Raw genomic sequence first — 26465 nt, 5'->3', positions numbered from 1 at the left:
TGATGTGAGGAGCCGGTCGATCAGCGCCCGCCCCTCCTCCTGTTCCCTGCCGATGACACCGCGGCGGTCGAGGGCAGTCATCGACCCTCTCCCGCCGCGTCGACCACCTCGCCGAAGGTCTTGCGCTCCATGAACTCCTCCAGGCCCGCGACGCCCTTCTCCCGGCCGATGCCGGACTGCTTGTAGCCGCCGAACGGGGTGTCGGAGAAGAAGTAGTTGCCGCCGTTGATGCTGAACGTGCCGGTGCGGATGCGCCGCGCCACCGCGAGCGCCCGCTCCCGGTCGGCGCTCTGCACGGCGCCGGACAGCCCGTAGACCGAGTTGTTCGCGATGCGCACGGCGTCGTCATCGTCGTCGTACGGGATCACGGCGAGGACCGGGCCGAACACCTCGTCCTGGGCGATCTCACTGTCCGGGTCGACGTTCGCGAGGAGGGTGGGCGTGTAGAAGTAGCCCGGATCGACGCGCTGTCCGCCGGTGACGAGCGTGGCGCCCGCGGCGACCGCTCGCCGCACCATGCCGTCGACCTTGTCGCGCTGTCGCTCGCTGATGAGGGGGCCCATGTACGTCTTGGGGTCGTTCGGGTCGCCGACGCGCACCCGTTCCATGCGCCGCGCCACCTGTTCGACGATCGCGTCGTGGTGGCGGCGCGGTACCAGCATCCGCGAGGTGATCGCGCAGGCCTGCCCGGAGTGCAGGCAGATCATGTACGCCGCGTACGTGGCGGTGTTCTTGAAGTCGGCGTCGTCGAGGACCACCAGGGCCGACTTGCCGCCGAGTTCGAGGAAGACCCGCTTGACGGTGTCGCTCGCCGCCGCCATGATCCGCCGCCCGGTCGGGCTCGCCCCGGTGAAGCTCACCAGGTCCACATCGGGGTGGGTGGTGAGCACCTCGCCGACCGAAGCCCGCGACGAGGAAAGGATGTTGACGACGCCGGCGGGGATGTCGGTGTGCTCGGCGATCAGCTCGCCGAGGGCCAGGGTCACGAGAGGCGTGTCGGGCGCGCCCTTGAGGACGATCGTGCAGCCGGCCGCGAGGGCGGGGGCCAGCTTGGCGAGGGCCAGCTGGTTCGGGTAGTTGTACGGGACGATCGCGGCGGCGACCCCGGCCGCCTCCCACTCCACCCAGCGGTGGTGGCGCTGCCCCTGGTACTCGACCACACCCATGTCGTCGACGAACGAGTGGTCCCGGAGCAGGTCCGCGTAGTACCGCACCAGCTCGATCGGCTCGTCCAACTGTGCGGCATAGGTGAGCATGCGCGGCGAGCCGGCGTCCGCGATCGTCAACTCCCGCAGTTCCTCGCTGTGTTCGACGAGGGCGTGGTGCAGCTGGTCCAGGCAGCGGCGGCGCAGTTCCGGGTCGGTGGCCCAGCCGGTGGTGTCGAAAGCGCGGCGGGCGGCGGCCACGGCCTGCCGCGCCTGCTCCTCGGTGGCCTCGGGGGCGAGGCCGAGCAGTGTGCCGGTGGCCGGGTTGTACGAGGCGAACGTGGCGTCGGACGCGACGAGTCGCCCGTCGATGAGCTGACGCCGCGCGGGCCGCTGCTCCGAGTGCGGCCCGGGCCCGGGGTACTCCGTGGTGAGGTGCAGGATCCGCATGCGGGGCGCGGGTTCCATGCTGATCACGTCGGCCATGTGCAGCCGGCCGTCGGACGCCGCCGCGGTCACGTTCTTCATCGCCTGCTGCGGATCGCCCTCGATCTCGTAGTGCGCGATGTACGGCCCCCCGGGCTCCTGTGGGGCGTAGCGGACGGCGGACGCGAAGCCGTCGAGCGCCACCATCTCGGGCAGGTGGACCTCGTCGTACCAGCGGTTGAACGCGTCCACGGCCTCCTCGTTCGCGGGCCGGGACTCTACGTGCAGGACGTACTTGGTCATGGCGGCTCCTTCGCCGACCGGGACTACGGAAGGGACACGGGAAGGGAACGCCTGGATGGTATCCGCATTTCTCTTCCGAGAGAACCATGTTCTCACCCGGGGGCGGTATCTTGTTCCCCGGACGAAGGAGCGGATGTGGAGTCGCCGACGAGCAGCGTGGCCGAACCCGGAGTACGTGCGCCCAAAGGGGGCCGCCCGCGTGCCACGACCCGGCCCGAGCTCGAACGGATCGGCTTCGAACTCTTCGCCCGGCAGGGCTTCGACGCGACGACGGTCGACGACATCGCGGGCGCGGCCGGCATCGCCCGGCGGACGTTCTTCCGCTACTTCGCGTCGAAGAACGACCTCGTGTGGGGCGACTTCGAGCAGCAGCTGGACGGGTTCCGCGAGCTGTTGAACGCCACCGGGCCGGACGTTCCCATCATGACGGCGCTGCGCGCGGCCGTCGTCGACTTCAACCGGTTCGACGCCACCGACGTGCCCTGGCACCGGCAGCGCATGCACCTCATCCTGCGGGTGCCCACGCTCCAGGCCGACGCCACCCTGCGGTACAGCTCATGGCGCGCCATCGTCACGGACTTCGCGGCCCGGCGCCTCGGCCTCGCGGCGTCCGACGCGCTGCCCCGCCTCTTCGGCCACACGGTCCTCGCGGCGGCGGTGACGGCGTACGAGCACTGGCTCGCGGTGCCGGAGGCGGAGCTGGGCGAGCTGCTCGACACGGCGATCCGACGCCTCGAGGACGGGCTAGGCGGGGCTTCTTCCAGGTAGTCGGCCTGGTCAGGGCAGCTCGCGCCGCATCGCGTCGGCGATCAGCTCCCCGATCAGGACGGCGGTCGCCGCCGGGCCACGGTGCGGGGTGTGCGGCAGCACGGACGTGTCCGCCACCCGAAGTCCACTTATCCCGTGCACCCGCCCGTACTGGTCGACCGCGGCACGCTCCGGAGCGTCGGCGGTGCCCATCGGGACGGTCCCGCAGGTGTGTTGGGCCGTGCCGAGGTGATCGCGGATCCAGGTGTCGAGCGCCCGGTCGTGGTCGAGGACGCCGGCCGCGGGGGCGAGCAGACCGCCTGCGGAGAGTTTCGTGAACGGGGCGGTGCCGAGGAGGTCGCCGGTGACGCGGACGGCCGTGCGCAGTCGGCGCAGGACCTCGCCGTCGCGCAGATAGTCGTAGTCGACAGCGGGCGGGACTTCCGGGTCGGCGGAGCGCAGCCGGAGCCGCCCCGTGGGGTGCGGCGTCTGGACGGAGGCGAGGAACGAGTGCGGCGCACCGGGCGCCGTGACGGTCCCGCCGACGAGCCCGGCCATCGGGACCAGTGACTGAAGGACCTCGATGTCACCGGGGGAACCAGGCTCGCCACCACGGGAGTCGAGGTGCAGGCAGCCGCCGAGCCAACTGCTCGTGGGCGGGTCGAGGTCGTCGTGGGGCTGCCAGTCCAGGACCAGTTGCGGATGGTCGCCGAGGCGGGCCCCGACCGCGGGCGCGTCGCGGACGACGGGAACCCCGGCCCGTTCGAGATCGGCACGCGGACCGACACCGGAGAGCAGGAGCAGGTGAGGCGTGACGAGCGCGCCCGCACACAGCACCACGCACCCGGCGCCCAGCGTCTCCCGTGCCCCGCCGCGCTCGACCACGACCCCCGTGGTCCGCCCGCGCTCGACCACCACCCGACGTACGGAACAGTCACCCCACACGGTGAGGTTGGGCCGTGCGAGAACCCGCGCCGTCAGGTGGGCGAGCCCGGTGTTCAGTCGCACGCCGTCGACGGAATTCGTGGGCACCGCGCCGAAGCCGGGCGGGCCCTGGTCGTTCTTGTCGGGCTCGGCGGCGAAACCCAACTCCCGGGCGGCGTCGCGGAAGGCCACGGCGGCGGGGTGCGCCAGCGGCCCGCGCGTGACACGCATCGGCCCACCGCCCCCGTGCACCTCGCCCGCGCCGAAGTCGAGATCGTCCTCCAGGGCGCGCAGCAACGGCAGCACACGCTCGTACGCCCAGGCGGGATTGCCCGCAGCCGCCCACCGGTCGAAATCCGCGCGCCTCGCCCGGACGAAGTACCCACCGTTGACCGTGGTGGAGCCGCCCAGCACCCGCCCGCGCGGCACCGACCACGGTCGTTCCGGAGTGAGCCGCACGGCATGGGAGGAGGTGGCGGGATGGTTCGGCCGGGCGCCCGGGACGAGCCGCGCGTCCAGCAGAGCCGGATCGGACGCCGCCGCCACCGAACCGGCCTCCACCAGCAGAACATTGCGGTCGGCGTCCTCGCTCAGCCGCGCCGCCAGCACGGCACCGGCGCCACCGGCGCCGACGACCAGCACATCGGGACGGACAGACGCGATCGGATCCATGGGACCGGATCCAATCCCGCGGTGACGACAGCGCGCAAGACCCCGGTGATGTCCGACCCCTTTTCTTTTGGCATCGCATGCCAATACTCTCGAACCTGTTCGCGCACACCCAAGCACCCATCGGTCAATCACCCATCGGTATCAGGGAGTTCCGCATGAACGAGCAGCTCGAAACCACCCCCGCCCCCGAGGCGCCCGCCTCCTCGGCCACGTCCACCGACGAGACCCTCGTCGAGGCCGACGACCTGGTCGAAGAGGTCTCGATCGACGGCATGTGCGGCGTCTACTAGGCCGCCACGATGACGACCGTGAAAGCACCGCTCGACCTGGACCGCGCCTGGGACGTGCACCCCCAGGTGTCGGTCCGGCCCGAACCCTTCGGCGCGCTGCTGTACCACTTCGGCACGCGCAAACTGTCCTTCCTCAAGGACCGGGGACTGCTCGCCGTGGTCCAGGCGCTCCCGGCCTCGCCCACCGCGCGCGCCGCCTGCGAGAGCGCCGGCGCCGGTGACGCGGACACGGCACGGTACGCGCGCGCCCTCGCCGTCCTGGCCCGCTCGTCGATGCTGGTCGAAAGGAGCCCGACACCGTGACCTCAACTTCCGTGGCGGCGAAGCCCGGTGACCGTCTGGTGGATCTGTTCGAGTACGGCCTCGACGCGCCGATCTGCCTCACCTGGGAACTCACCTACGCCTGCAACCTGTCCTGCGCCCACTGCCTGTCCAGCTCGGGCCGCCGCGACCCGCGTGAACTGTCCACCGCCGAGGCCAAGGCCGTCATCGACGAGCTGGAGGCCATGCAGGTCTTCTACGTCAACATCGGCGGCGGCGAGCCGACCGTGCGCCCCGACTTCTTCGAGCTCCTGGACTACGCCACCGCCCATCACGTCGGCGTCAAGTTCTCCACCAACGGCGTGCGCATCACTCCGGACGTCGCCCGGCGCCTCGCCGCCAACGACTACGTCGACGTACAGATCTCCCTCGACGGCGCCACGGCCGAGGTCAACGACGCCGTGCGCGGCCCCGGTTCGTACGACACCGCACTGCGCGCCATGGGGCACCTGGCCGACGCCGGCATGAAGAACTTCAAGCTGTCCGTCGTCTGCACCCGGCACAACATCCCGCAGATGGACGACTTCAAGGCCCTCGCCGACAAGTACGGCGCCCAACTGCGCCTCACCCGGCTGCGCCCCTCGGGTCGCGGGGCCGACGTCTGGGACGAGCTGCACCCGCTGCCCGCCCAGCAACGCCGGCTCTACGACTGGCTGGTGGCGCACGCCGACCAAGTGCTGACGGGTGACTCGTTCTTCCACCTGTCCGCCTACGGCGAGCCGCTGCCCGGACTCAACCTGTGCGGTGCGGGCCGCGTCGTCTGCCTCATCGATCCCATCGGCGATGTGTACGCCTGCCCGTTCGCCATCCACGACGAGTTCCTCGCGGGCAGTGTGCGCGACGCGGGCGGCTTCGCGGGTGTGTGGCGGGAGTCGGAGCTGTTCCTTCGGCTGCGTGAGCCGCAGCAGGGCGGGGCCTGCGCGTCCTGCACGTTCTACGACACCTGCAAGGGCGGCTGCATGGCCGCGAAGTTCTTCACCGGCCTCCCGCTGGACGGGCCCGACCCGGAGTGCGTCCAGGGCTACGGGGAGCAGCTCCTCGCGGACCGGGACGGCGGCACGATCCCGAAGCCGTCCGGAGACCACTCCCACCGCACGGGCCCCGTCGACCTCGTCCTGACCCGCCGGCCCGGCCTCGAACGGCCGCCCGTGTCGGAGTGCGACGAGAACCCCGTAGCGGGATTCAGCCCGGCCACCTGACGCCACCACCCGACGAGAAGAGAGCCGCCCCATGGCAAGAAACCCATGGTTCGAAACGGTCGCCGAAGCCCAACGGCGCGCCAAGAAATACCTGCCGGGCAGCGTCTACGGCGCCCTGGTCGCCGGCTCGGAACGCGGCCGCACCATCGGCGACAACATCGGCGCGTTCGCCGAACTCGGCTTCGCGCCAAGGGTGGTGGGCCACCACGCCGAACGGAACCTGACGACCACCGTCCTCGGCGTCGAGTCCGCGTTCCCGGTGCTGATCTCGCCGACCGGCGTGCAGGCCGTCCACCCCGACGGTGAGGTGGCCGTCGCCCGCGCCGCCGCGAACCGGGGCGTGATCATGGGGCTCAGCTCGTTCGCGAGCCGGTCCGTGGAGGAGGTCGCCGAGGCCAATCCGAACACCTTCTACCAGATGTACTGGATGGGCAGCCGCGACTCCATGGTGCAGCGCATGGAGCGCGCAAGGCAGGCCGGCGCCAAGGCGCTCATCGCCACCCTGGACTGGTCGTTCTCCAACGGCCGCGACTGGGGCAGCCCGGCGATCCCGGAACGCGTCGACCTGCGCACGGCCGTGAAGTTCGCCCCCGACGTGCTGCCGCACCCGCGCTGGCTCCTCGCCTTCGCCAGGTCCCGCCGCCTCCCCGACCTGACCACACCCAACCTCCGGGCCCCCGGCGGGCAGGCCCCCACCTTCTTCGGCGCCTACGGCGAGTGGATGCAGACCGCGCCGCCCACCTGGGACGACGTGGAGTGGATGCGCAAGGAGTGGGGAGGCCCGTTCCTGCTCAAGGGCGTCAGCAGGGTCGACGACGCCAAGCGGGCCGTCGACGCGGGCGTCACCGGCATCTCGGTCTCCAACCACGGCGGCAACAACCTCGACACCACCCCCGCCACCATCCGCCTCCTGCCGTCCATCGCCGAAGCCGTCGGCGCCGACATCGAGGTCCTCCTCGACGGCGGCGTGCGGCGTGGCGGCGATGTCGCCAAGGCGCTCGCGCTCGGCGCCCGAGCGGTCCTCATCGGCCGCGCCTACCTGTGGGGCCTGGCCGCGAACGGGCAGGCGGGCGTGGAGAACGTCCTCGACATCCTGCGCGGCGGCCTCGACTCCGCCGTCCTCGGCCTCGGGCACGCCTCCGTCGACGAACTGGGCCCGGACGACCTGGTCGTCCCGGACGGCTTCACCCGCACCCTCGGTGTCCCGCGTGCGTGAACCGGTGGAGCTGGCGCGCGCGACCTGGCCCACGGTGCCGGAGGGCGCGCCGGTCCTCGTCCCCGTCGGCTCCACCGAACAGCACGGCCCGCACCTGCCGTTCCACACGGACAGCACGATCGCCGAAGCGGTCGCACGCGGCCTCGCCCGCCAACTCCCATACCGAGACGTCGTGTTGGCGCCGGCCCTCGCCTACGGTGCGAGCGGAGAGCACGCCGGATTCCCCGGCACCCTCTCCATCGGCCACGAGGCACTGCACACCGTCCTGGTGGAGACGGTGCGGTCCCTGTCCCTGTGGGCGGGCCGCGTCGTCCTCGTCAACGGCCACGGCGGCAACGTCACGAGCCTCGACGCGGCCTGCACCCAACTCCGCCACGAGGGCCACGACGTGACATGGCTCGGCTGCGCCCCACCCGGCGGCGACGCCCACGCCGGCCGCACCGAGACCTCCGTCATGCTCCACCTCGCCCCGCACGACGTACGGCTCCCGCAGGCCGCCCCCGGCGACACCCGCCCCCTGCCCGAACTCCTGCCGCACCTCATGGCCAACGGGGTGCGCGGAGTCTCCCCGAACGGCGTCCTCGGCGACCCGGCCGGCGCCACCGCCGAGGAAGGCCGCGCGCTGGTCGAGGCGATGGTGACAAGGGCCGTACGCCTCGTCACCTCGGGCCGCGCCGACCCGCGAGGCAGGCTCGTCCCCGCCGTACCCCAAGGAACCGCATGACCCTCCCGCACGGATACGTCATCGAACTCGACCGGCACACCCGCGTCCTCGACGGCGGGCGCGCCCTGCTCGGCGGCCACCCGACCCGGCTGCTGCGGCTGACACCACGCGCCCGCGCACTCCTCACCGGGCGCACCCTGCGCGTACGCGACCGGGCCGGCGCGGTCCTCGCCGACCGGCTGCTTGCCACCGGCCTCGCCCACCCGCAGGTCACCGAGCTGCCACCGAACGAACCGAACAGCACGGTCACCTACGTCATCCCCGTACGAGACCGCCCCGACCAGCTCGACCGCGCGCTCGCGAGCATCCGTGCCACCACGCGCGACGCCCCGGTGATCGTCGTCGACGACGCCTCCCACGCACCGCTCCGCGTCGCCGCCGTGGCCGCACGTCACCACGCGCGCGTGCTCCCGCTCCCCGACAACCTCGGCCCGGCCGGCGCCCGCAACGCCGGTCTTCGCCAAGTCACCACGCCGTACGTCGCGTTCGTCGACTCCGACATCGTCCTCGGGTCCGACACGGTGGACGTCCTGCTGCGCCACTTCGCCGACCCGGCCGTCGTCATGGCCGTGCCCCGCATCAGCGGACTGGCAGGACCCGGATCGGAACGCTGGCTGGGCCGCTACGAGAGCGTCCGCTCCTCCCTCGACCTGGGCCGCCACCCCGCCGCCGTACGCACCGGCACCTCCGTCTCCTGGGTCCCCAGCGCCTGCATGCTCGCCCGCACCGACACGCTCACCAAGGCCGACGGCTTCGACGCGGGGATGCGCGTGGGGGAGGACGTCGACCTGTGCTGGCGACTCACGGCGGACGGCGGACGCATCCGCTACGAACCCGCCGTGCAGGCCGCCCACGAACACCGGGTGGAACCCGCCGACTGGTTCCGTCGCAAGGCCGTCTACGGCACCGGCGCGGACCCCCTCGCCCGCCGCCACCCGGACAACATCGCCCCCGCGATCCTCGCGCCGTGGAGCGCGGCGATGCTCGTCGCGCTGCTCGCGCAGCGCCGCTGGTCACTGCCGGTGGCGGGCGGGCTCGCGGCCGTCGCCACCGTCCGCAACGCCGAGAAGCTGAAGGGCATCGAGCACCCCCTGCGGCACGCCGCCCGCCTCACCGCCCTCGGCTCCGTCGCGTCCCTCACGCAGGGCGCCGCGCTGCTCACCCGCCACTGGTGGCCGCTGACCGCCGTGGGCTGCCTGGCCTCGCGACGCCTGCGCCGGGCCACCGCCGTCGCGGCGGTCACGGACGTCGCCCTGGAAACCCTCGGACGCGGCACACCGCCGACCCGCCTCGACCCCGTCCGCTACGCCGTGGCCCGCCGCCTCGACGACCTCGCGTACGGCTCCGGTGTCTGGCTGTCGGCACTCAAGGGCCGCTCTACGGCCGCGCTGCGCCCTCGGATCGTGCGGGCCGCCCGTTCGCGCCCGCCGCTTCCTCACGAGCCCGCAGGTCCCCGTGAAGACGCGCGACCCCGCCGCACACCAGCGGCATGACCAGCGGCGGCAGCAGGAGCAGGGCCACCGCCGTGGGAAAGACCGTCATCAGTACGCCGGTCATCCATACGTTGTCGTCGCTCAGCCACAGCGTGCCGAGCCCGGCGTAGTGGTTCAGGGGCCTGGACGCGTACAGGACCACGGTGAAGGCGAGCACGGCCGCCGCGCAGCACACCAGGCCCAGGCCGAACGTGCGCAGGCGGGCCCGCCGGGTCAGCACCCAGGAGCGCCACACCGCGACGAACGGGTTGCGGCGCTCCAGCACCGTCTCCGCGGTGGCCCCCGACAGCCGGAACCAGAGCAGCGGGCCGAGACACCAGATGGCGATCGGCAGCACCCAACCCACCAGCGTGTACTGCCAGGACGCGGTCTCGCCCAGCGGCGTGGGCTCGACACCGGGCACCTCGTCCATGTCGACCAGGGCGAACAGAAACAGGCCAGCGAACACCACGACGGCCACGACGATGCCGGACAGGAAGTTCGTCGCGACGGCGGCGAACAGGCGCGGCCGGGCACGCCGCCACAGCTCGCCGACGGGCAGCGGCCCACCGTCACGCCGGGCGTGCGCGCTGCCGACCGCGTACGCGCTGTGGAGCACGGAGACGACGACCAACGCCAGCAAAAGGAACACCGGCGTCACCACCGCGCCGACGGCCCGCAACGGGTCGAGGTTCCCGTCCGCGTACGCCACGTAGGAGTCCTCGTTGGCTATGTTCCGGTCCGCGTACTCCCGGACGTTCTCGAAGCCGTCCCACGCCGCCGCGAACGCGCCGGCGAGGATCGCGAGACCGAGCACGGCGGTGGCCAGCGACACCCAGAGGGTGAAGCGGTACAGCGTGCCCCGGTAGGGCCTGACGTCGAGTTCCATGATCGGGCCCTGCCTCCGTGCGGTAACGCGGTCGCGTGCTTGTGGCGATCAAGACGCGACAGGTGACGCATGAGGTTCCCGAGGACGGCGTCGGGTCAGCGCACACCGTCCTCATGCACCATCCAGTGCACGAACCGGTGCAGCGGATACATCGCGTCGTGCGGGCCGCCGATGGTGCTGGGCCCCGCCTCGCCGAGCCGCACCACACGCTGCGCGCCGCAACTGGCCAGCCGGTCGCGGTAGTCGGCCATCCGGTCGAACGGGTGGAAGCCCACCGTCTGCGTGGCCACGGTGACACCGCGCAGCGCGTCGTCGAGCGCGTCGACCCGCACCACATTGGCGACCTTGTTGATCGGATGGAAGTCCACCGGCTCGTCCGACCGGATCACCACGCCGCTCCCGTCGGCCCGCCCCCACACCCGGAACTCGTCGTCGAGCATGCGCAGCGCCTCGATCTGTTCGCGCAGCTCCATGTCGAGCGGCCGGGTGTCACCGGAGGCCGCCGCCTTCGCGGTGATGTGTGCGTGCAGCCGCGCGCAGAACCGGTCGGCGTCCTCCTGGTCGCCCTCCACGTACAGGAACCGGCTGGCGACGCAGGCCTCCTGGCCGAGCACCATCACGTCGGTCGCGGCGAGCTCCGCCGCGCGCTCCAGGGTGTCGTCGGAAGCGAACGCCTCCCTGCCGATCATCGAGATCGACGTCTTGGGGTCGAACGACACCAACTGGAAGCCGGGACCCAGGTACTTGACGACATTGTCGATGGCGTCGCCACCGCCCCAGGCCACGATCTTGTCGAAGTACTGCGGGCGGTACAGCACCCGCTCCACGGACTCGTCGCCGCCGCGCCAGTACGCCGCCGACATGGACGCCACGACGGGATGCCCGGGGGCGATGTCGGCCATCGTGCGCAGGATCGCGACCGTGGTGAACGGGTCGCTCGACGACATCTTGAACAGGTTGACCGCCTTGACCAGCGCCCCCTGCGCGACGGACTTCACCGCCACGCCCGGCGAGTTGCCCGGCAGCACATGGATCAGGCGCGGCGCGAAGGCCCGCACGAAACTCCTGCGGCCGGTGAAGTCCTCCTTGGGCACCCACGAGTCCAGCGCCTTAGGGTCGGGGAAGTTCTCCTCCACCACGGTGCGCAGCAGCCGGGCGTCGAGATAGGCGGAGGCGTGCCGGACCTGCTCCTCCAGGACCGTGCGCGGCAGCGGATGGGTGGCGGACATCCGGTCGATGCAGTCGGCGACGAACGGGTTGTCCGGGGCCCGCAGCCGCTCGCCCGTCCGCACGAGGAAGTCGATGATGTCGGCGAGCGGCACGTCGAGCAGCGGCGGCACCTCGCCGCGCGGATGTACCGCCCGGTCCAGGTCCAGGGCCGGGGTGGCGAAGGCGACACCCAGGTCGCGCGAACGGTGGGCGACGTCCCGGCCCTCGTAGAGCCGTCCGCGCAGGAAGAACGGTGCCGCGACGGCGGACGCGGAGCCGGCCTCGCTGGTCGTCACGACACACCTCGCACGTACGCGTCGACGGTGCCGGCGCACCCGATCTTGTCGTCGCCCGCGAGGTCCGCGTAGCGCACGATGTCGTCACGGATCGAGGGGCCGGCCGCCCCGCAGGCGCACGGGTCGAGGGTGAGGGAGATCCGGTCGCCGGTGATGACACCGCCCCAGCGCCCGTCGAGCGAGAGGTCGAAGAAGGCGGCCCGCCCCTCGACCTCCCCGCTCCCGTGCGGCAGAAGGTGTTCCCCGGACTCGTCGAGCACGAGTGGGACCACCCACGGAGGTACGTGATAGCGGTCGCCGCCGCGGCACTTGGGCATGCCGGAGTTCACCTCCTGCATCGAGTAGTTCTGGAAGTTCCGCTCGGCCGGGATGCCGAACGTGTCGTGGACGAACGCCTGGTAGTCGTCCGGGAGTTGGGCGCGCTTGAGGCCGCCGCCCACGTAGAGGCAGTTGTCGGGGTGGAAGTCCTTCCCGGAGTGGCCCATGTCCCGCACGAGCCGGGCCACTTGGTACAGCGCGTTCCACATGCCGGAGATGTAGAGCTTCTCCGTACGGTGCTCGATCAGTGTCTCGGCGGCCGTCGTCATCGCTTTGTCGAGCGCCTCCTGGCGGCGCGTGGCATTGCGCTCGAACTCGGCGAGTTCCTCGGGGAGCGCCGCGCCCTCGGCGATCTTCCTGCGGAGCAGCACGGTCCGGGTCAGCGAGCCCACCGTGATCGGCGGCAGCGGCAGCCGGAACCGGGGCTTCGCCGGGTCCCCGAACGCGCGCTCCTGCGCCTCGGCGATCACCATGTTCTTCGGGACGGCGGCCGTCGGCGCGATGCCGATCATGCGGCGGTCGCCGGTCGGCCAGACGCCCGAGCCCCAGGAGAACACCCCCACGGTGTCCTTGCGGGACCAGTCCATGTCCCGCTCGGTGGCGAGCAGCATCGCCGACTTGCCGGTCGTGCCGCTGGAGCAGGAGACGTGGTGGCCGTGCTCGCCGAGCCGCGAGATCCACTCGTCGATGTGGTCGCCGCCGTCGAGGTCCGAGGTGTCGAGCGGGGTGATCGGATAGGGCGACACGGTGCCGAGCCACTTCGCGAGCCGGTCCCAGCGCCCCTGGGTCAGGAAGCTCTCGGGATAGCTCTTGTAGACGCTGTGCGGGAACAACAGCGGTACCAGGTCGGGCAGTTCACGGATCCCGGAGGTGTCCGCCTCCCGGGCGCGGTGGCCCAGAAGCTTGATGCGGTCCTTGCGGTCCTGGAAGCGTTCGTCCAGGGCCGCGAGCTGCGTGGCCCGCAGGTCGCGGGCGGAGTGCGTGAAGCGGTCGGGGGAGTCGACGAGCGCTGTCAGTCGGTGTGTTGCGGTTGCTGAGGTCACGGGGAACACCCTTCGGTTACACCCTACGGTGAATAGCAACTCGCCCGTATCATTTGCATGGTTCGGGGTCCGCGCACAAGGGGGAGAGCGGGAGAGAACGCCATGACGGACAGATCCGCTCCACCCCGCGTACGGGCCGGCCGCCCCACGCGGGAACAGGCCGAGGCCCGCCACCAGGAGCTGCTCGACGCCGCCCTCGACCTGTTCCTCGAGCACGGCTTCGAAGTCGCGACGATCGAGATGATCGCCGCCCGAGTCAGCATGACCAAGCGCACGATCTACGCCCGCCACCCGGACAAGGCGACCCTGTTCCGGGCGGCGGTCCAGCGCGCGATCGAGCACCAGATCGTCCCGGCGGACGTGCTCGAAGCCCTGGACCGGGGCGAGTTGGGTGCGACACTCGAGGCGATCGCCCGCCTGCGCATCGGACAGATCGCGTCGCCGCACGGACTGCGCCTCCAGCACCTCATCAACGCCGAGAGCCACCGCTTCCCGGAGATCTTCACCGCGTACGTCGAGCAGAGCACGCGGCCGCTGATCGACCACGTGGCCGCGGTCCTCGGCCGGGCCGTCGACGCGGGTGAGATCGCGCCGACGCAGGTGGACCGCGCGGCGTCGGCGTTCATGAGCATGGTGGTCGGCGGGCGGGTCCGCGCCATCGTCGGCGGCCTGGACCCCACCCGGCGGGAGCTCGACGAGCAAGTCGGCTTCGCGGTACGCCTGTTGCTCGACGGCCTGCGACCCCGATAGGCGATCGTCGACGGCGTACGGCTGTCTTCGATGGCGCGCGGGAGTCTTACTTCCGTGAAGTGAGAATGTTATTCTCGCGACGCGACGCCGGGTGCGAAGCCCGGCGAGAAGGAGCCGCCCCATGGACACTCCCACGGATCAGATCCTGTACGAGGCGAAGGACGGCGTCGCCGCCATCACGCTGAACCGCCCCGAGGCCGCGAACGCCCAGTCGATGGACCTGCTCGACGCGCTCGACGCGGCGTGGACGCGGGCGGCCGAGGACAGTGACGTACGCGTGATCGTGCTGCGCGCCAACGGCAGGCACTTCTCCGCGGGCCACGACCTCAAAGGCACCTCGCACACCCCCGACAAGATCACCCTGGAACACATCTACGGCATCGAGGCCCACCGCTATCTCGGCTATTCGCTGCGGTGGCGGAACGTGCCGAAGCCGTCCATCGCGGCGGTGCAGGGCAAGTGCATCGCGGCGGGGCTGATGCTGTGCTGGCCGTGCGATCTGATCGTGGCGGCGCAGAACGCCGAGTTCTCGGACCCGGTGGTGCGGATGGGGATCGGCGGGGTGGAGTACCACGGCCACACGTGGGAGCTGGGTGCGCGCAAGGCCAAGGAGATCCTGTTCACCGGCCGCGCGCTGACGGCCGACGAGGCCGAGCGGGTCGGCATGGTGAACAAGGTGGTGCCGCTCGCCGAACTCGACGCACAGGCGATGGAGTTGGCGCGGCAGATCGCGCAGATGCCGGCGTTCGGTCTCCAGCAGGCGAAGCGGGCGGTGAACCAGACGCTCGACGTGCAGGGCTTCTACTCGGCGTTGCAGTCCGCCTTCGACATCCACCAGACCGGGCACGGCAACGCGATCAGCGTGGACGGCTACCCGATCCTGACCCGCCTCGACGACATGAAGAAGCACATCAAGCAGACCTGAGCGAACACACCGGCTCACGGACAAGCAGGTCTCACGAACAAGCAGGTCTCACGGCCAAGCAGGTAGGGAGAGCCCATGGTTTCGCGCACACTGCCGTACCCCCTGTTCGACGCGGACAACCATCTGTACGAGACCGAGGAGTCGCTGACCAGGTACCTGCCGGACCGGTACCGGGGCGCGATCCAGTACGTACAGGTCAACGGCCGCACGAAGATCGCGGTGCGGGGCCAGATCAGCGAGTACATCCCCAACCCCACCTTCGACGTGGTCGCGCGCCCCGGCGCCATGGAGGACTACTTCCGGCACGGCAACCCCGAGGGCAAGAGCCGCCGGGAGATCTTCGGCGACCCGATGCGGGCGGTGCCCGCGTTCCGTGAGCCAGGGCCCCGCATGAAGCTGATGGACGAGCTGGGCATCGACCGGACCCTGATGTTCCCCACGCTCGCCAGCCTCGTGGAGGAGCGCATGCGGGACGACCCGGAGATGATCCACGCCGTCGTGCACTCGCTGAACCAGTGGCTCGACGAGGTCTGGTCGTTCAACTACCACGACCGCATCTTCACCGTCCCGGTCGTCAGCCTGCCCCTCGTCGACAAGGCCATCGAGGAACTCGACTGGTGTGTCGAGCGCGGCGCCAAGGCGATCCTCGTACGGCCCGCGCCGGTGCCCGGCTTCCGTGGCTCGCGATCCTTCGCGCTGCCCGAGTTCGACCCGTTCTGGAAGCGCGTCGTCGAGCACGACATCCTCGTCACGATGCACTCCTCGGACAGCGGCTACGCCAAGTACAGCAGCGACTGGGAGGGCGCGGGCGGCGAGATGCTGCCGTTCAAGACCAACGTCTTCCGGATGATGGACCAGTGGCGGCCCGTGCAGGACGCCGTGGCCTCCTGGGTGTGCCACGGCGCCCTGTTCCGCTTCCCCGAGCTGAAGATCGCCGTGATCGAGAACGGTTCCAGCTGGGTGGCACCGCTCCTGGCGAATCTGGCCGACGTCTACAAGAAGGCGCCCGAAGGCTTCGGCGGGGACCCCGTCGCGGCGGTGAAGCGCAATATCCACGTCAGCCCGTTCTGGGAGGAGGACCTCGGCGAACTGGCCGACCTTCTGGGCGAGGACAAGGTGCTGTTCGGCTCCGACTATCCGCACCCGGAGGGCCTGGCCGAGCCGACCAGCTATGTGGACGCCCTCGCGGGCATGGACCAGGAACGCCAGGCGAAGATCATGGGCGGGAACCTGGCCCGACTGCTGAAGGTGTGAGACCGGCAGGGAGGCCGACATGCTCTTCGAGTTCGACTCGGATCAACGGCTGTGGCAGCGGACCGTTCACGACGCCGTCTCCAAGGAGTGCACGGCGGCGTTCGTCCGGTCCGTCGCGGACGCCGGCGCCGACCCCGCGCCGCTGTGGCGCACATACCGAAAACTGGGGTGGACCGAGCTCGTCGACCCCTCCGACGCGGTCGAACTCGGCATCGTGCTGGAGGAGTTGGGTCGCGCCGTGGACCCGACCCCGTATCTGACGACCATGACGCAGTACACGCCGCTCGCCCCGGCGACGGCCGGCGACGGGACGCCGGGAACCGCCGTGTACTCAGGTGTGACGGCCCGCGCGGACGGCGCGGGCTGGGTCCTCGACGGCACCGCCCGCCACGTCCTCGACGCGGACCGGGCCGAACGCCTCGCGGTCGTCACCGACGCCGGTGTCTTCGTGGTGCCGGCCGAGACGGTGACCGTCGCGCCGCTGCACGTGTTCGACCCGCTGCTGCACGTCGCCGACGTGACCTTCGACGGTGTGCGGGTCGGCGAGGCGGACCGCGGCGGCGCCGACCCGGAGCGCGCCCGGCATCTCGCGCTCGCCGGGCTCGCGATGACGACGGTCGGCGCCTGCCGCCGCATCCTCGACCTCACGCTGGAACACGTCCGCGGCCGCCACCAGTTCGGCGCCCCGATCGGCTCCTTCCAGGCCGTCCAGCACAAGGCCGCCGACATGCACGTGGCGATCGAACGGGCCCGCGCCCTGGCCTACTTCGCGATGATGACGATCGCCGCCGACGACCCGCGCCGCCGCCTCGCCGCCGCCATGGCCAAGGCCTCGGCGGGGGAGTGCCAGGCCCTGGTGTTCCGGCACGGCGTCCAGCTGTTCGGCGCCATGGGCAACACCTGGGAGAACGACCTTCAGTTCGCGCTCAAGCGCGCCAAGGCGGGCGAACTGCTGCTCGGCGGCGCCGCCGAACACCGCGCCGTGATCGCCGAACTCGCCGAGAACACAGAGGACGGCCATGCGCATCAGCTTTGACGACGAGACCGAGGCCTTCCGCGCCGAGTTCGTGGCGTTCCTGGAGGCGAACGTGCCCACCGAGGCCGAGGCCACCGAACGCTCCCGCTCCAGCGCGCACATTCCCGAGTGGGCCCGGCGATGGCAGCGCACCCAGTTCGACGCGGGCTGGCTGCTGCCCGGCAACCCGCCCGAGTTCGGCGGCCGGAACGCCACCGTGCTGCAACGGTACGTGCACCTGGAGGAACTCGGCCGGCGCCGCATCTACCACAGCTTCAACCCGCAAGGGGTCGGCATCATCGCCGCCTCCCTGCTCTCCTTCGGCACCGACGAGCAGAAGCACCGGTGGGCCGTACCCATCCTCCGCGCCGAGATCACCGCGGCCCTCGGGATGAGCGAACCCGGCGCCGGATCCGACCTCGCGTCCCTGCGCACCCGCGCCCGGCTCTCCGCCGACGGCACCCACTTCACGGTCGACGGCCAGAAGGTGTGGACGTCCGGCGCCCACGACGCCGACGTGCTGCTCACCTTCGTGCGCACCGACCCGGACGCCCCCAAGCACAAGGGCATCAGCGTGCTGCTGATCCCCACCGACACCCCCGGCGTGACCCGCCGCCCCTTCGCCTCCTACACGGGCCCCGAGGACAAGGACTTCAACGAAGTCTTCTTCGAGGGCGTAGAGGTACCTGCCGAGAACCTCGTCGGCCCGCTGCACGAGGGCTGGCGCGTGGCCAACGGCTCGCTCGGCCACGAGCGCACCCTGATGTGGCTGGGCGAGGCCGAGCGCATGAGCGACCTGCTGCGCGACTTCCGCCCCTCCACCCCGCTGGAGAAGGACTGGTACGCGACCCTGGCCATGGACCGGCAGGCGCTGACCCTGCTCGGCACGGCCGCCCTGGCGCGCGCCGCCCGCGGCGAGACGGACGTCCCGTCGCTGTCCGTCCTGAAGGTCCTCGGCTCGGAGGCGTCGCAGAGGGGTCTTGAGCGCGCCTTGGAGGCGGCCGGACCCGACGGCCTCATCCACGACACGAACAGCGCCCCGTACTGCCACATGAGCTTCGACGACGCCTTCGCCAGCTGGTTCCACCGATACGCCCGAAGCTTCGGCGGCACCATCGCGGGCGGCACGTCCGAGATCCAGCGCGGCATCATCGCCCAGCGCGTGCTCGGGCTGCCACGCGGCTGAGGAACGTACGGGGAGGGGCGCCCTGCGGGACAGGGCGCCCCTCCCCGACGCGTTACGCGCCGAGACGGATGCGCCCGCTCAGCCCGCGTACGTCGTGCCGAACGCCTCGAGGAACTCCAGGGTCGCCGCCGCCGACTCGTGCGGACAGGACACCGCCACCCACGTCACCCCGGCCTTCTCCAGCGCGGCGAACGCCTCCCGGTGCCGGTCCGCGTCCAGGGCCGGATCCGTGAGCCCGTCGTCGTGGTACGAGTGCAGTACGTCGACGTTGTGACCGCGCCCGGTGGCGGCCGTGGCATCGCGCACCTCCCCGATGGCGCCCGCCAGTTCGGACAGCGGCCCGAGCGTCGGCGTCCGGGCGGTCGCGCTCAGCTCGGCGCCGCCGGCCATCGGCATCCAGCCCTGCGCCCGCTCGGCGGCCCGGCGCCGGCTCAGCCGCGAGTTGCCGCCGATCCACACCGGTATCGGCCGCTGCGCCGGCCGCGGCAGGGCCTGCGCGTCGCGGACGTTGAAGTGCCGGCCCTCGTAGCTGAACGGTTCGCCGCTCCAGTGCAGCGGCAGCACGTCGAGCACCTCGTCGAACAGCGCGTTGCGCTCCTCGAAGTCGACGCCCAGCGCGTGGAACTCGCCCTTCAGATACCCGGCGCCGAGGCCGAGGATCAACCGCCCGCCGGAGAGCCGGTCGAGCGTCGCCGACTGCTTCGCCAGCAGCAGCGGATTGCGGTACGGGGCGACGGCCAGATACGTGAGCAGCCGCAGTCTGCTGGTCACGGCGGCGGCGTGGGACAGCGCCACGAAGGGGTCGAGCGTCTGATGCCCGCCGTTGTTCAGCCAGCGCGCGCCGGGGGACGGGTGCTCGCTGAACGAGAGCCCGGAGAATCCGAACTCCTCGGCGGCTCGGGCGACTTCCGTCAGCGGTCCCGCGTCCAGCAGGTCGCCGTCCGGTCCGTGCGCCTCCGGGTAATGAAACAGGAATCGCATCGTCACGCATCCTCCGGTTCTGTGCGGAAACTCCTCGCCGTACGGCCCCTGGTGGGCCCGTCCAGGGTCGCACCCACGCGAGCGCCTTGACGCACGATCAGTTGAGAGAATACCGTTCTCGCATCTAGAGATCGAGGTTATCCCAGGATTCCGGGCGTCATCTGGAGGGTCGGACCCCATGCCGCATTTCAAGAAGCCCGCCGAGGGCAGCTGGACCGAGCACTTGAAGATCGGAACGGAGCCGATCAGCTACGAGGACTCCATCTCGCCCGAGCACTACGAGAAGGAGCGGGACGCGATCTTCCGCAAGACCTGGCTCAACGTAGGCCGGGTCGAGCAACTGCCGCGCAAGGGCAGCTACTTCACCAAGGGGCTGGACGCCGCCCGCACCTCGGTGATCGTCGCGCGCGGCACCGACGACGAGATCCGCGCCTTCCACAACGTGTGCCGCCACCGCGGCAACAAGCTGGTGTGGAACGACTTCCCGCGCGAGGAGACCAGCGGCGTGTGCCGCCAGTTCACCTGCAAGTACCACGCCTGGCGCTACGACCTCGAGGGCAAGCTCGCCTACGTGCAGCAGGAGGGCGAGTTCTTCGACCTCGACAAGTCCGACTACGGGCTGAAGACCGTGCACACGGAGGTCTGGGAGGGGTTCATCTTCGTCAATCTGGACCCCGACAACACCACGCCGCTGCGCGAGTACCTCGGCGAGTTCGCCAAGGGCATCGAGGGCTACCCTTTCCACAAGCTCACGCAGGTGCACAAGTACCGCGCGGAGATCGGCGCCAACTGGAAGCTGTTCATCGACGCGTTCGCCGAGTTCTACCACGCGCCGATCCTGCACTCCGGCCAGTACATGGCCGAAGAGGCCCGCAAGATCCAGAAGTACGGGTACGAGGCACTGCACTACGACACCGACGGCCCCCACTCGATGGTCTCCTCCTGGGGCGGCATCGCGCCGCCGCACGACCGCAAGATGGTCAAGCCCATCGAAGCGGCCCTGGAGAGCGGCCTGTTCGGGCCGTGGGACGCCCCGGAGATCGGCGTGGAGACGGCGGATCTCCCGCCGGCCATCAACCCGACCCGCGACAAGCGGTGGGGCATGGACTCGTTCGTGTTCTTCCCGAACTTCATGCTGCTGATCTGGCGGCCCAACTGGGTGCTCACGTACCACTACTGGCCGACGTCGTACAACACCCACATCTTCGAGGGCACCTGCTACTTCGTGCCGCCGAAGAACGGGTTCCAGCGGCTCCAGCAGGAGCTGGCCGCGGTGTCGTTCAAGGAGTACGGCCTCCAGGACGGCAACACCCTCGAAGCGACGCAGACCATGCTCGAGACCCGCACCGTCGACAGGTTCCCGCTCAACGACCAGGAGGTGCTGCTGCGGCACCTGCACCAGGTCGCGCGCGGCTACGTCGACGAGCACCACGGCTGACCGACTCAGCGAATCCAGGAGGAGAACCGCATCATGGCGCATGCCACCACTGTCTTTCCCGCCGGCTTCGAGGCCCTGGAGCCGTTCGCCGACTGGGCCGTCCAGGGCGAGAAGGCCCGCTACGCCAAGCGGCTCGCCAGCACCATGGACGAGCTGGACGCCTTCTACAACGCGGCGTTCCCCCTGCTCCAGGCCAACAAGGCATACCTGGAGCAGGTCGACCTCGACACCATCTCGGAGCAGGACAAGCGGCTCCTGTGGGCGTTCTGCGCGCTGGTGACCGTCGCCTTCCCGGTCGAGGCGTGGCGCCAGCCGAGGGTCCCCGACTCGGGGCCCTCCAGCATTGACGCCGTCGTCGAACCCGCCGTCTGACGGCCGCTCTCCCAGCCGTTGATGTCTCCGAGCCGCCGCTGTCTGCGAAGGAGCCCGTGATGCCACGCCCGCGCACCCCACAGCCGCCCGTCCTGCTCCGCGCCGCGCGCATGCTCGACGTCGACAAGGGGGAGTACGTCACTCCCGGTGAACTGCTCGTCGAGGGCGAGCACATCACCAAGGTCGTGCCCGACACACTCCCGGAGGGCACGGTCGTCGTCGACCTGGGCGAACTGACCCTGCTGCCCGGCCTGATGGACATGGAGGTCAACCTGCTGCTCGGCGGGCCCGACCACCGCAGTCCGCTCATCGCGGTGCAGGACGACCCGGCGGTGCGCACGCTGCGGGCGGTGGCCAACGCGCGCAGGACCCTGCGGGCCGGATTCACGACGGTGCGCAACCTGGGCCTCTTCCTCCAGACCAACGGGTTGCTGCTCGACGTCGCCCTGAAGAAGGCCATCGACCACGGCTGGATCGACGGCCCCCGCGTCGTGCCGGCCGGGCACGCGATCACACCCACGGGCGGGCATCTGGACCCGACGATGTTCCAGGCGTTCGCCCCGCACGTGCTGCCGTTGACGGTGGAGGAGGGGATCGCCAACGGCGTCGACGAGGTGCGCAAGGCCGTGCGCTACCAGATCAAGCACGGCGCGTGGGTCATCAAGGTGTGCGCGTCCAACGGCGTGATGTCGCACACCGGCCCGGCCGGCGCCCAGCAGTACTCCGACGAGGAACTGCGCGCCATCGTCGACGAGGCCCACCGCGCGGGACGGAAGGTCGCCGCGCACTGCATGGGCGAACAGGCGGTCACGGCCGCGCTCGACGCGGGCATCGACTGCATCGAACACGGCTTCCTCACCAGCGGCGAGACGCTCGACCGCATGGTGCGCGAGGGCACCTTCCTGGTGGCCACCACCTCGCTCAACGACGAGATGGACACCTCGCACGCCGACCCCGAACTCCAGGCCAAGGCCGCCGAGGTGTTCCCGCGGGCCCGCGCCACCATCTCCGAGGCCATCCGCCGCGGCGTACGGGTGGCGTGCGGCTCCGACGCGCCCGCGATCCCGCACGGGCGCAACGCCAAGGAGCTGATCGCGTTGGTGAAGCGGGGCATGTCCCCGCTGGACGCGATCCGCGCCGCGACGACCGTCTCCGCCGACCTCATCGACGTCGACGACCGCGGCCGCCTCGACACGGGCCTGCTCGCCGACGTCATCGCCGTCGCCGGCGACCCGCTGGCGGACGTCGCCGTGACGGGCGACGTCCGTTTCGTGATGAAGGGCGGGACGATCCACCGCAACGACGCGGCGCAGCCCTGAGCCTCACGCGTCGGCGAACCCTTCCGCGAACGGCGACACCACATGCGGCAGCTCCGCCGTCGTCCGGATCCCGGGCTCCGCCGCCACCACCCAAGGCACCGCGTTCACCGCACGGTTGGCGGTGTACGCGGGGTAGGTGGCGGCCGCCTTCTCTGGGGCGACGGGGAAGCGGATCGAGACGTCGAGCGGGGCGTCGCCGTCGACCGTGAGCCGCCACCCGGTGTCCCGCAGATCCCAGGGCCGGTCGAGCTCCGTCGTGCAGTACCAGGTCGCCCGGAACCGCAGGACGTCGCGGCCCCCTTGCCGCCACGCCACCGTGACGCGCTGCGCCGCCACCGAGCCGGCCTCCAGCACCCCGGCGGCGATCGTCGTAGGCGCGAGGGCGTACGCGAACTCGCCGCGCGCCTCGGCCCGTTCGACGGGCAGCTCGAGCGCGTCGGCCACCACCCGCAGCGACGGCGCGAAGCTCGCCTTCAGCGAAGCGAGCCGCCGCTCGTCGAACGTGTCGTGCCGCCCGCCGAACCCCATCACGTCGAAGAGCAGCCCGGGCGAAGGACGCCGCGACAGATCCGCGAACTCCTCGATCAGCAGCCCGTCGAGCCGCCGCTGCACGGACGCGAGCACCAGCGGCAGCGCCTCGGTGACGAAGCCCGGGCTGCTGCCCGTGCTGTGGATGCTGCTGCCGCCCTCGGCGCACGCGGCCTCGATCCGTCGCCGCAGGGACTGGTCCATGGCGCCCGGGTGGTGGAAGTCGGTGCGGGTGGCGACGATGCTGATCCCGGCCGACAGCAGCGCGCACACCGCGTCGGCGTCCAGCTCGCGCGGCGTGTAGAGCACGCAGTCCGGCTTGAGCGCGAGCACCTCGGCCGGCTCGGTGGTGGCGCGCACGCCCAGCGGCGCAAGCCCGCACAACTCACCAGCGTCCAGGCCCGACTTGTCCGCGCTGTGCACGAGTACGCCGACGACCTCGAGGCGGGGATGCTCGGCGGCCCCGCGCAGCGTACGACTCCCGATGTTGCCGGTCGCCCACTGGACGACGCGGTACGACGACTTGCGTCCCGGTTCCGTCATGGCGAGAACGGTACTCTCGTGATGGGAGAAGCGTAATGCCGCGACGGTGGGTCATCCAGGACGTGTGGTGTCAGGCCCTCCCGGAGACCCCGCCCCGGCAGAACTCCCAGACCTCTTCGGCGGAGACCTGCGTCGACGTGCTGCCGGAGGGGACGCCCGGGGTCTGTGCGGTGAACATCGCCGTCTGCATCACCAGGGACGCCGCCCGCCGCGGCTTGCCGGCCTGCGCGTCACCCGACTGCACGGCCTCCTCGACGAGTTCGGTGAACAGGTCGAGCAACGGCACGTGCGCGGTGGCCACTTGCTCCGGGTGGGTCCCCAGGAGTTGCATGGCGAAGTCGGTGAACAGGGGGCTCTGCCGGCCGGGGCGCGGCAGCGACTGCTCGTAGAGCATGTGCACCGCGACGCGCAGCCGGTCCAGGGGCTTCTTCTTGGTGGCCGTGGCGGCGCGGATCTCGTCGGCCGAGCGGCCCAGGGCGTCCTCGAACAGGGCGAGCAGCAGCTCGTGTTTGCCGTCGAAGTGCTGGTAGAAGCTGCGCAAGGACTGCTTCGACCGCTCGACGACCTCCTGCACGGTGAAGTCGGTGGTGCCCTTGGCGGCGATGAGTTCCTGCGCCGCTTCGAGGAAGCGCTCGATCCGCTGCTCGGCGCGGAGCTTGGCCGCGCGGGTGGAGCGCTCGATCGCGCGCTGTCGCCAGACGGGCGGAGTGGGCTCTGCGGGTACGGCGTTCATCTGCGGAACGATACTCGACGCGGTTGAGAAGCGGGTGGCCTCCACCTACCGAAGCGGCTACCGCGCCGGCGGGAACGTCATTCTCCCAAGATACTCACCCGCGATGCTCACCCGCCATGCCTCAGGAGCGCGGCCAGGGCTGGCCGCTCAGTCTCTCGATGCTGGTGTTGAAGCGCTGGAGATAGCGGGCGAAGGTCTCGACGTCGTCCGCCGGCCAGTCCTCGAAGACCTTGTCGAGTTCCTGGACATGCGTCTCGCGCTCTTCGACGAGCCGCCGCTCACCCTCCTCGGTGAGCCGGAACTTGCGGGCCATGCCGCCGTCCGGGTCGGGGATCCGCTCCAGGAGCCCGGACCGCATCGCGCTCGCCGTCTGCCGGTTGAGGGTGGAGGCGTCGAGCAGGAAGGCCTCGCTGAGCTGGCCGATCGACATCGGACCCTGTGCCTGGATCCGGCTGAGCATGATGTACGCGCTGCGCTCCAGGCGGTCGGCCTGACGGCGGCGCTTCTCGTTGCCGAGCTGATGTCGGCCCAGCACCATGTGCTCGAACTCGACCAGGTGCGATGGCTTGTTCATGTACGTGCGTCCTCCTGGGTCGACCGTATCGCAGGGTGTTATGTGCATCACGCACGCAATATGCACGATACATATCGTGTGTATGATGCATAGCGTTGCACACACTGAAAAGATTGAGGAGTCCTTCATGGATGCGCCCCAGTCGAGCGGTAGGTCGGGCGCCATCGTCGCCACCCTCGCGCTCGCAGGCACCGTCGCCGCGATCATGCAGACGCTGGTGACGCCGCTCATCGCCGAACTTCCGCGGATCCTGGACACCTCGTCCTCGAACGCGGCGTGGGTGATCACCGTCACCCTGCTCGTCTCCGGTGTGTGCGTGCCGGTGTCCGGCCGCCTCGGTGACCTCGTGGGCAAGCGACGCATGATGCTGATCTGCGTCGTCCCGCTGATCATCGGCTCGGTCGTCTGCGCGCTCTCCTCCTCCGTCGTCCCGATGATCGTCGGGCGCGGGCTCCAGGGCATGGGCATGGGTATGGTGCCGCTCGGCATCGCCCTGCTGCGCGACGTCGTGCCGACCGAGAAGCTCAGCGGTTCCATCGCGCTCGTCAGCGCGTCCATGGGGATCGGCGGCGCGATAGGCCTGCCGATCGCGGCGGCCGTCGCCCAGTACGCGAACTGGCGCGTCCTGTTCTGGGGCTCGGCGGTGCTCGCCCTGGCCATCGGCGCGATGATCTACGCGATCGTGCCGGACGTCCCGGCCGCCGCGAAGGGCCAGCGCTTCGACGCCCCCGGCGCCATCGGCCTCGCCATCGGTCTCGTCTCGCTGCTGCTCGCCATCTCCAAGGGCGCCGACTGGGGCTGGGGTTCGGGCTCCACGCTCGGCCTGCTCGCCCTCGCCGTGGTCTCCCTGCTCGTGTGGGGCCGCTACGAACTGCGCACCCGTGAGCCGCTGGTCGACCTGCGCACCACGGCCCGTCCCCGGGTGCTGTTCACCAACGCCGCCTCGATTCTCATCGGCGTCGGCATGTACTCCTTCATGCTGATCGCGCCCCAGCTGCTCCAGTTCCCGGAGGCCACCGGATTCGGCCTCGGCCAGTCGATGCTGGCGGCCGGTCTGTGGATCGCGCCCGGCGGCGTCATGATGATGCTCATCTCGCCGCTCGGCGGAAAGCTGATCAACGCCCGCGGCCCGAAGTTCGCGCTGATCCTCGGCGCTCTCGTGATCGCCCTCGGCTACGGCGCCGCGCTGCCGCTCATGGGGACGGCCTGGGGCATCATGCTCGCCGGCATCATCATCAACAGCGGTGTCGCCCTCGCCTACGGCTCCATGCCCGCCCTGATCATGAGCTCCGTGCCGCTCTCGGAGACGGCCGCGGCCAACGGCTTCAACACCCTGATGCGCTCGCTCGGCACCACGATCGGCTCCGCCGTGATCGGTGTCGTACTCGCCCAGATGACCGTCACCATGGGAGGCGTCTCGATCCCGTCCGAGGGCGGTTTCCGTACCGGCCTGATGATCGGCTGCGGCGTGGCCGTGATCTCCGCCGCCGTCGCGACGTTCATCCCGGCGCTGCGCAAGGGTGAGGGCGAGCCGGTGGGCGAGGAGCAGCCCGTGTCCGACGGGACGCCGGCCCGCGCCTGACCTTCGAGTGACCGGTCGGCGGGGCCGCCCTCGTGGCGGCCCGCCGTGCGCCGCGGCAATGCCACCGGTGG

At 70.8% G+C, this 26465-nt stretch carries 25 protein-coding genes; 16 read left to right on the top strand and 9 right to left on the bottom strand.

The features are described 5' to 3' along the window. Window positions 1–77: 77 nt before the first annotated feature. Window positions 78–1874, bottom strand: a complete 1797-nt coding sequence (locus ACP4E5_RS03830) for an aldehyde dehydrogenase family protein (protein WP_425825270.1) — start codon at window positions 1872–1874, stop codon at window positions 78–80. A gap of 135 nt (window positions 1875–2009) precedes the next feature. Here ACP4E5_RS03830 and mftR point away from each other — a divergent pair, with 135 nt between their 5' ends. Then, window positions 2010–2642, top strand: a complete 633-nt coding sequence (gene mftR / locus ACP4E5_RS03825) for a mycofactocin system transcriptional regulator (RefSeq protein WP_425825269.1) — start codon at window positions 2010–2012, stop codon at window positions 2640–2642. Window positions 2643–2651: 9 nt separating this feature from the next. Here the strand turns inward: mftR and mftG are convergent, their stop codons facing one another. Then, window positions 2652–4217: a mycofactocin dehydrogenase MftG gene (gene mftG, locus ACP4E5_RS03820; protein WP_425825268.1), complete on the bottom strand. Its 1566-nt coding sequence runs from the start codon at window positions 4215–4217 to the stop codon at window positions 2652–2654. A 155-nt stretch (window positions 4218–4372) separates the two neighbouring features. Between mftG and mftA the strand changes: the two genes are divergently transcribed. From mftA to mftF, 6 genes are read left to right on the top strand one after another with little or no spacing between them, the layout of a single operon-like run. Continuing rightward, window positions 4373–4507 carry a mycofactocin precursor MftA gene (gene mftA, locus ACP4E5_RS03815; RefSeq protein ID WP_425825267.1) on the top strand — a complete coding sequence of 45 codons (135 nt, stop codon included), beginning with the start codon at window positions 4373–4375 and terminating at the stop codon, window positions 4505–4507. 9 nt (window positions 4508–4516) lie between these two features. Further along, complete coding sequence (mftB, locus tag ACP4E5_RS03810) at window positions 4517–4810, top strand: mycofactocin biosynthesis chaperone MftB (RefSeq protein ID WP_425825266.1); 294 nt, start codon at window positions 4517–4519, stop codon at window positions 4808–4810. Continuing rightward, window positions 4807–6027, top strand: coding sequence for a mycofactocin radical SAM maturase (gene mftC / locus ACP4E5_RS03805; protein WP_425825265.1), 1221 nt, complete (start codon window positions 4807–4809; stop codon window positions 6025–6027). The genes mftB and mftC overlap by 4 nt, the downstream gene beginning before the upstream one ends. Before the next feature lie 31 nt (window positions 6028–6058). Further along, window positions 6059–7243 (top strand): pre-mycofactocin synthase MftD, encoded by a 1185-nt coding sequence (mftD, locus tag ACP4E5_RS03800; RefSeq protein WP_425825264.1) that lies wholly within the window; start codon window positions 6059–6061, stop codon window positions 7241–7243. Beyond that, window positions 7236–7967 carry a mycofactocin biosynthesis peptidyl-dipeptidase MftE gene (gene mftE, locus ACP4E5_RS03795; RefSeq protein ID WP_425825263.1) on the top strand — a complete coding sequence of 244 codons (732 nt, stop codon included), beginning with the start codon at window positions 7236–7238 and terminating at the stop codon, window positions 7965–7967. Before mftD ends, mftE begins: the two co-directional genes overlap by 8 nt. Continuing rightward, the gene (gene mftF / locus ACP4E5_RS03790; RefSeq protein WP_425825262.1) at window positions 7964–9460 is read left to right on the top strand and encodes a mycofactocin biosynthesis glycosyltransferase MftF; all 1497 of its coding nucleotides are present in this window, start codon (window positions 7964–7966) and stop codon (window positions 9458–9460) included. Before mftE ends, mftF begins: the two co-directional genes overlap by 4 nt. Here the strand turns inward: mftF and ACP4E5_RS03785 are convergent. From ACP4E5_RS03785 to ACP4E5_RS03775, 3 genes are all read right to left on the bottom strand, one after another. Beyond that, the gene (locus ACP4E5_RS03785; RefSeq protein WP_425825261.1) at window positions 9345–10328 is read right to left on the bottom strand and encodes a hypothetical protein; all 984 of its coding nucleotides are present in this window, start codon (window positions 10326–10328) and stop codon (window positions 9345–9347) included. The two genes, mftF and ACP4E5_RS03785, sit on opposite strands and share 116 nt — an antisense overlap. Before the next feature lie 95 nt (window positions 10329–10423). After that, entirely contained in the window at window positions 10424–11833 is a 1410-nt protein-coding gene (locus ACP4E5_RS03780) for an acyl-CoA reductase (RefSeq protein WP_425825260.1), read from the bottom strand. Beyond that, a complete protein-coding gene (locus tag ACP4E5_RS03775) occupies window positions 11830–13194 on the bottom strand; it encodes a long-chain-fatty-acid--protein ligase (protein ID WP_425825259.1) in 1365 nt (454 codons plus the stop codon). The genes ACP4E5_RS03780 and ACP4E5_RS03775 overlap by 4 nt, the downstream gene beginning before the upstream one ends. A gap of 102 nt (window positions 13195–13296) precedes the next feature. Between ACP4E5_RS03775 and ACP4E5_RS03770 the strand changes: the two genes are divergently transcribed. The 5 genes from ACP4E5_RS03770 (at window position 13297) to ACP4E5_RS03750 (ending at window position 18324) form a co-directional block, all read left to right on the top strand. After that, the gene (locus ACP4E5_RS03770) at window positions 13297–13944 is read left to right on the top strand and encodes a TetR/AcrR family transcriptional regulator (RefSeq protein ID WP_425825258.1); all 648 of its coding nucleotides are present in this window, start codon (window positions 13297–13299) and stop codon (window positions 13942–13944) included. 121 nt (window positions 13945–14065) lie between these two features. Next, window positions 14066–14869 (top strand): enoyl-CoA hydratase, encoded by an 804-nt coding sequence (locus tag ACP4E5_RS03765; protein ID WP_425825257.1) that lies wholly within the window; start codon window positions 14066–14068, stop codon window positions 14867–14869. Window positions 14870–14944: 75 nt separating this feature from the next. After that, window positions 14945–16123 carry an amidohydrolase family protein gene (locus tag ACP4E5_RS03760; RefSeq protein WP_425825256.1) on the top strand — a complete coding sequence of 393 codons (1179 nt, stop codon included), beginning with the start codon at window positions 14945–14947 and terminating at the stop codon, window positions 16121–16123. 19 nt (window positions 16124–16142) lie between these two features. Next, window positions 16143–17159 carry an acyl-CoA dehydrogenase family protein gene (locus ACP4E5_RS03755; RefSeq protein ID WP_425825255.1) on the top strand — a complete coding sequence of 339 codons (1017 nt, stop codon included), beginning with the start codon at window positions 16143–16145 and terminating at the stop codon, window positions 17157–17159. After that, window positions 17143–18324 (top strand): acyl-CoA dehydrogenase family protein, encoded by a 1182-nt coding sequence (locus tag ACP4E5_RS03750; RefSeq protein WP_425825254.1) that lies wholly within the window; start codon window positions 17143–17145, stop codon window positions 18322–18324. Before ACP4E5_RS03755 ends, ACP4E5_RS03750 begins: the two co-directional genes overlap by 17 nt. A 78-nt stretch (window positions 18325–18402) precedes the next feature. On the opposite strand, the gene ACP4E5_RS03745 is transcribed toward ACP4E5_RS03750, so the two are convergent. Beyond that, entirely contained in the window at window positions 18403–19305 is a 903-nt protein-coding gene (locus tag ACP4E5_RS03745) for an LLM class F420-dependent oxidoreductase (RefSeq protein ID WP_425825253.1), read from the bottom strand. 178 nt (window positions 19306–19483) lie between these two features. Here ACP4E5_RS03745 and ACP4E5_RS03740 point away from each other — a divergent pair, with 178 nt between their 5' ends. The 3 genes from ACP4E5_RS03740 to ACP4E5_RS03730 are packed head-to-tail and all read left to right on the top strand — an operon-like array spanning window position 19484 to window position 22434. Then, window positions 19484–20743, top strand: a complete 1260-nt coding sequence (locus ACP4E5_RS03740; protein ID WP_425825252.1) for an aromatic ring-hydroxylating oxygenase subunit alpha — start codon at window positions 19484–19486, stop codon at window positions 20741–20743. A gap of 33 nt (window positions 20744–20776) precedes the next feature. Then, entirely contained in the window at window positions 20777–21115 is a 339-nt protein-coding gene (locus ACP4E5_RS03735; RefSeq protein WP_425825251.1) for a hypothetical protein, read from the top strand. Between the two features lie 59 nt (window positions 21116–21174). Next, complete coding sequence (locus tag ACP4E5_RS03730; RefSeq protein ID WP_425825250.1) at window positions 21175–22434, top strand: metal-dependent hydrolase family protein; 1260 nt, start codon at window positions 21175–21177, stop codon at window positions 22432–22434. 3 nt (window positions 22435–22437) lie between these two features. Here ACP4E5_RS03730 and ACP4E5_RS03725 read toward each other — a convergent pair whose 3' ends face one another. The 3 genes from ACP4E5_RS03725 to ACP4E5_RS03715 all read right to left on the bottom strand — a co-directional run bounded on the left by ACP4E5_RS03725 (window position 22438) and on the right by ACP4E5_RS03715 (window position 24812). Continuing rightward, entirely contained in the window at window positions 22438–23505 is a 1068-nt protein-coding gene (locus ACP4E5_RS03725; protein ID WP_425825249.1) for an NAD(P)H-dependent amine dehydrogenase family protein, read from the bottom strand. Window positions 23506–23575: 70 nt separating this feature from the next. Then, complete coding sequence (locus ACP4E5_RS03720; protein ID WP_425825248.1) at window positions 23576–24238, bottom strand: TetR/AcrR family transcriptional regulator; 663 nt, start codon at window positions 24236–24238, stop codon at window positions 23576–23578. A 121-nt stretch (window positions 24239–24359) separates the two neighbouring features. Beyond that, on the bottom strand, window positions 24360–24812 hold the full coding sequence (locus ACP4E5_RS03715; protein WP_425825247.1) for a MarR family winged helix-turn-helix transcriptional regulator: 453 nt from the start codon (window positions 24810–24812) through the stop codon (window positions 24360–24362). 127 nt (window positions 24813–24939) lie between these two features. Between ACP4E5_RS03715 and ACP4E5_RS03710 the strand changes: the two genes are divergently transcribed. Further along, entirely contained in the window at window positions 24940–26394 is a 1455-nt protein-coding gene (locus ACP4E5_RS03710; protein ID WP_425825246.1) for an MFS transporter, read from the top strand. Window positions 26395–26465: the final 71 nt, after the last annotated feature.

Source organism: Streptomyces fractus (assembly GCF_049844455.1).
Classification (GTDB): domain Bacteria; phylum Actinomycetota; class Actinomycetes; order Streptomycetales; family Streptomycetaceae; genus Streptomyces; species Streptomyces fractus.
This window is presented reverse-complemented; position numbering and strand designations above follow the sequence as displayed.